Source organism: Flavobacterium sp. 9AF (assembly GCF_902506265.1).
Lineage (GTDB): Bacteria > Bacteroidota > Bacteroidia > Flavobacteriales > Flavobacteriaceae > Flavobacterium.
In genome coordinates this window covers 1-5,358 of the sequence record NZ_LR733615.1, presented here as the reverse complement: position 1 = coordinate 5,358, position 5,358 = coordinate 1, and the positions used below count along the sequence as shown (strand labels likewise).

General features: G+C 28.8%; 4 protein-coding genes. 2 read left to right on the top strand and 2 right to left on the bottom strand.

Annotation, left to right across the window (positions count from 1 at the left end; genetic code table 11):
* The first annotated feature begins 96 nt into the window (after positions 1 to 96).
* Complete coding sequence (locus HALO113_RS17975; protein ID WP_159780522.1) at positions 97 to 909, top strand: M23 family metallopeptidase; 813 nt, start codon at positions 97 to 99, stop codon at positions 907 to 909.
* Positions 910 to 1,072: 163 nt separating this feature from the next.
* On the opposite strand, the gene HALO113_RS17970 is transcribed toward HALO113_RS17975, so the two are convergent.
* On the bottom strand, positions 1,073 to 2,386 hold the full coding sequence (locus HALO113_RS17970) for an efflux RND transporter periplasmic adaptor subunit (protein WP_159780521.1): 1,314 nt from the start codon (positions 2,384 to 2,386) through the stop codon (positions 1,073 to 1,075).
* Positions 2,387 to 2,391: 5 nt separating this feature from the next.
* Positions 2,392 to 3,711, bottom strand: a complete 1,320-nt coding sequence (locus tag HALO113_RS17965) for a TolC family protein (RefSeq protein WP_370519402.1) — start codon at positions 3,709 to 3,711, stop codon at positions 2,392 to 2,394.
* A gap of 104 nt (positions 3,712 to 3,815) precedes the next feature.
* On the opposite strand from HALO113_RS17965, the gene HALO113_RS17960 reads away from it, so the two are divergent.
* Positions 3,816 to 5,207, top strand: coding sequence for a DUF4403 family protein (locus HALO113_RS17960; protein ID WP_159780519.1), 1,392 nt, complete (start codon positions 3,816 to 3,818; stop codon positions 5,205 to 5,207).
* The last annotated feature ends 151 nt before the right edge of the window (positions 5,208 to 5,358 follow it).

The following is a 5,358-nucleotide window of genomic DNA, read 5'->3' as shown; positions in this document are numbered from 1 at the left end:
GCATTATAAAGTACATCATTCATTGAAAAATCTAACTTATTAGTGTAAAAAAATCTCAAATCTGCAAACTTTTATAAAAATAAAAACAAAATATTAATGAAAAAAATTTTAATAATTGCGTTCATAATTACAACTTCAATATGTAAAGCTCAAGATAATATTAAAGTATATTATGAGAAAATCGATAATGGTTATAATATATATGCTGACAATGACGAGTTTTGTCCTGTTAGCTTTAAATTAGATTTTAATGTTACTAACTTAACTATAGAAGAAGGTAATAACAATCTATATGTTGTTGATTCTAAAAGTAAAAAGCAATTACTTACAACTCTTAAAGCTTTAAAAATTGGTAAACCTTATAATTTTTCGTTTACAACTTGGGCAAATTACGGAAATTGTAATAAGAAGGAATATGATGAGAATTATGTTTATGACCTCCCTTTCAAAAACTCAAATAAATTTAAAATTATACAAGGTTATAATGGAACATTTTCTCATCAAAATAAAAATGCTTTAGACTTTTCAATGCCTATTGGAACGGAGCTAACAGCAATTAGGGAAGGAGTGGTTATTAAGGTCGTAGAAAATAATAACAAACATTGCACTAATAAAGAATGTGAAAAATACAATAATCTAATAATGATATATCATTTAGACGGAACTTTCGCAGTATATGCCCACATAAAACAAAATGGGTCTAAAGTCAAAGTGGGTGATCAAGTTTCAAAAGGGCAGCTTATTGGCTATAGTGGTAATGTTGGTTATAGCTCGAAACCTCATTTACATTTAGTAGTATATAAAAATAGTGTAGATGGTATGGTTACATTTAAAACAAAATTTAGAATTGAAGATGGAACTAAAATTGAATTCCTAATAGAAGGAAGTGAATATTTAAAAGGTTATTAAAAAATATTGATTTAGCTATTAAAGGGCTTCTTAGTTAAAAGTTACTTAACTATAAAACTATTTAGCATTATAATTTACTATAATAGTAATAACCTTTACTTTTTAAAACAAAAAAAGACGCAAATAAAATTTGCGTCTCCAAAAAAATAACCTTAACTATTAACTACTTTTTTGCTTTATCGTCTTTATTTTTTTCTTGTTGGATTTTCACTTTATCATTAGTATTCAAATCTTTAGACACTAACAAATAAGGCCCTGTTATAATTTCTTCTCCCTTTTTTAAGCCTTCAATAATTTCAATATTCGTATCATCTTGAATACCCGTTTTTACAACTCTCAGTTTTGCTTTATCGCCTACTTTTACAAAAACACATTCAAATTTTTGATCAGGATTATAAGTTCCTTTACTTTGTTTTTCTTCTTTTTCTAATTCAGCCACAATGTCTTTTTTTGCAGATGTTGTATCTTCTTTAATCACAACGGCACTAATAGGAACAGCAATAATATTTTCTCTTCTAGTAGTAATGATATCAACTGTTGCTGTCATTCCTGGTCTAAAAGGAGAATAGTTGGGTGCTTTTCCTTTTAACAAATCTTCATAAGATTCTTTTAAAATACGCACTTTTACTTTAAAATTAGTTACCTGATCGGCTGTTAAAGCTGAACTTGCAGAATTGGATATACTTGTTACAATTCCTTTAAATTCTTTTTTCAAATAAGCATCTACTTCAATTTTTGCAGAATCACCTACATTTACTTTTACAATATCATTCTCATTTACATCTACTTCTACTTCCATATTGTTTAAGTTAGCTACTCTCAAAATCTCTGTTCCAGCCATTTGTTGCGTACCTAAAACGCGCTCACCTAATTCTACAGATAGTAAAGAAATAGTCCCATCTGCTGGAGCATAAATTGTAGTTCTCCCTAGATTGTCTTTCGCTTCAGTTAAAGTAGCTGTAGCACTTTGTACATTATAGAATGCCGATTGCTTATTTGCTTGCGCCACTTCATAAGAAGATACAATTTTGTCCCATTCTGATTTTGAAATTACTCCTTTTTCAAATAAAGGTTTGTTTCTATCATAAGTAGCTTTAGCTTCTTTAACTTGTGCTTCCGCTTGGCTTAAACCTGCTTTTGTAGTAGATAAACTTGCCGCTGTTCTATTCACACCTGAAACATAAATATCTGGATTAATTTTTACCAATAAATCTCCTTTTTTAACTTGTTGTCCTTCTTTTATAGGCAATTGAATAATTTCACCTGATACTTCAGAAGAAATTTTCACTTCTATCTCTGGTTGAATTTTTCCGGTTGCAGAAACAGTTTCTACAATTGTCATTTGACTCACTTGAGCAAGTTCAACCTCTTTTGCATTATCGTTATTCCCTATAACGCCACCCTTTTTTAATACAATTAAAAGTATAATTAAACCTACAACAGTTCCTAATAAAATGTATATCGATTTCTTTGACATGGTTATTATTGTTTTTGAATTAATGGTATTCCGAAATAAAATTCTAGTATTTTGGTTCTAAATATGTAATCGTATTTTGTTCTTAAAACTTCTGATTGTGCATTTTCAAAATTAACCGTAGATTGTGTAAAATCAAAAGAGTTCATCAAACCTACCTCAAATCTTTCTTTGGCAAAATCGTTTGCTAATTTTCTTGCTTCTAATGTTTTCTGTGCTGCTTCAAAAGATTTTTTTGCATTAACTACATCATTATATGCTTGATAAACATTTTTCTCCAAATCGAGTTCAGTTTGTTTTAATTGTAACTCAGTTTTTTGTAAACTCACCTTAGATCTTTGCACTCTACCTCTCGTTGCAAACCCGTTAAAGATTGGAACATTTAACTGAAGTCCTATAGAAGTTCCATCAAATAATGACAATTGATCGGCAAAACTTAACACAGTGCTTTCAGACCATCTTGTATTGTATCCAACAAAACCGGACAAAGTAGGCAAATAGGAAGACCTTGTAATTGACAAATCTTTTTTAGCAATAGAAACATTTGATTCTGCAATTCTAATATCTTTAACTGCTTCTTTGGCTTTTTCTAAAATAGCTTCTTGACTTTCATTTTCAATGCTTGTCATAGGTATATCGATTGCTTCATCAGATATATCAAAAGTAGCATAGTTATCAAGTAATAATGTTTGGCATAATGAAATTTTTGAAATCAATAATGCATTTTCAGTACTAATGATTTGTTGTTCCTGAGTAGCATCTGTTGCATTTAATTCATAAATGTCTCCTGCTGGAATGGCTCCCGCATCAATTAATTCTTGTGTCCTTTTTATATTTTCTTTAGTAATTTGATTTTGATTCTTTTGAACCTTCAATTGTTCTTTATTAAATAAAATTTGCAAATAAGAATTAGCAATTGATAGCGCAATATCGTCCTTCATCTTATCTAAACGATATTCATTAGCTATCCTACTCAATTTGGTTCTTTGCAGTGTTTTCCAGTTTGCTAATCCATTAAATAGTGTAATATTTGAACTTGCAGATGCCGAAAAAGACTTAAAGGTTTGGTTTTCAAACTGATTGGTTGCAGGATTAATATTCGCTCCTGTATTAATACTGTAATTAGCATTACCACTCAAAGTAGGCAAAAAACCTCCTATTGCTTCTAATTTTTCAATATCAGATGTTTTCAAATCTAATTCCGATTGTTTAACCGAAATATTGTTCTTAATAGCATAGTCCACACACTCTTGCAACGTCCATTTCTTTTCTTGTGCAACAGCTGAAATGCCTATGAATAAAAACAAAATGAGTATTCTTTTAGTTATCATTATGGATGAATTATAAATGAATTTTCTTATAAGACCAAAAAAATAAGTTTTTGTTACACTAATCATATAATATTTTATTTTTGCAAACAAATTCCTTGAAAATGAAATATATTGTTAGTATTATTTTCGTATTATGTTTCTTCTTATTTTTAATTTCTTGCAGTACAACAAGCAAAATTGAAGCTTTAAAACCACCATTATCAGATGATAGTCCTATGGTTTATAAAAACAAAACATCTTTTATTTCTCTACCTACCGAAATTAGTTTAAAAGATATTGAAACGCTTTTAAATAAGAATATGGATGGACTAATCTATGAAGATAATAATATTAATGATGATGATACCGAAATGAAAATTTGGAAGACAGCTCCTATTAAATTAACCGAAGTAAAAGGAGAAATTATTTCTGTGATTCCTTTAAAAATATGGACTAAAGTTAAGTACGGAACCAATTTTATGGGGTTAAATGATACTAAAGAAATTAATTTGAATGGCACCATTACCTTAAATAGTAAAGCTCATTTATACAACTGGAAATTAACTACTCAATCGTCTATAAAAGATTTTGAATGGAGTGAAAGTCCAAACATTGTCATTGCTGGAAAAAAAGTACCCATAACCTACATAATCAACCCTACAGTTTCAATCTTTAAAAGTAAAATTGCTAAAATGATTGATGAGGCAATTGATGCTTCTTGTGATTTTAAACCTATGGTTTTAGATGCTATGGAAAAAATAAGCACTCCTTTTTTAACTAATGATGCTTATGAAGCTTGGTTTAAACTAGCTCCTGTAGAATTATATGTGACAGAGGCCGAATTAAAAAACAGTAAAATAACAATGAATATGGGTTTAAAATGCACTATGCAAACCATGATAGGGCAACAACCTAAAAACACATTCGATAAAAATAAATTAGTTTTAAAACCTGTTAAAACCATTCCAAATGAGTTTGAAGTAGCCGTGGCTGCTGTTTCTACTTATGAAAGTGCATCTAAAGTTATCACAAAAAATTTTCAAGGACAAGAATTTGGTTCAGGCAGTAAGAAAGTAATTGTTCAAAAAGTAAGTATATGGCAAAACGAGAGTAAACTAATTATTGCATTAGATTTATTAGGCTCGGTAAACGGAACAATTTATTTATCAGGTTATCCACAATATAATACAGTAACTAAAGAAATTTTCTTTGACAAATTAGACTATGTTTTAGACACAAAGAGTGTGCTTTTAAAATCTGCCAATTGGTTAGCTCAAGGTACTATTTTAAGAAAAATACAGGAAAATTGCAGATATTCTATTCAAGAAAATTTAGACGAAGGTAAAAAAAGCATGGCTACTTATTTAAATAATTATTCCCCTATGAAGGGTATTTTTGTAAATGGTACTATGAGCGATTTTACATTTGAAAAAGTAGAATTAACAAACAAAGCCATTATCGCTTTTATTTCTACAAACGGAAAAATGAAAATTACGATTGATGGAATGGAGTAGATTTAATCAACTTCTTATTTCAAAACTATCCTAAAAGCTATTTAAGTAGAAAAATAAATATAGAATTATTAGAATTAGTTCTTTCAATTCTAAAAAAAACAATTAAAACTTATTAATAAAATTATTATATTTTTCATTGACACATACTTAC

Bases quoted from the DNA above. Each gene is read 5' to 3' on its own strand.
- HALO113_RS17970 (WP_159780521.1), bottom strand. From the start codon at position 2,386: ATGTCAAAGAAATCGATATACATTTTATTAGGAACTGTTGTAGGTTTA.
- HALO113_RS17960 (WP_159780519.1), top strand. From the start codon at position 3,816: ATGAAATATATTGTTAGTATTATTTTCGTATTATGTTTCTTCTTATTT.
- HALO113_RS17975 (WP_159780522.1), top strand. From the start codon at position 97: ATGAAAAAAATTTTAATAATTGCGTTCATAATTACAACTTCAATATGT.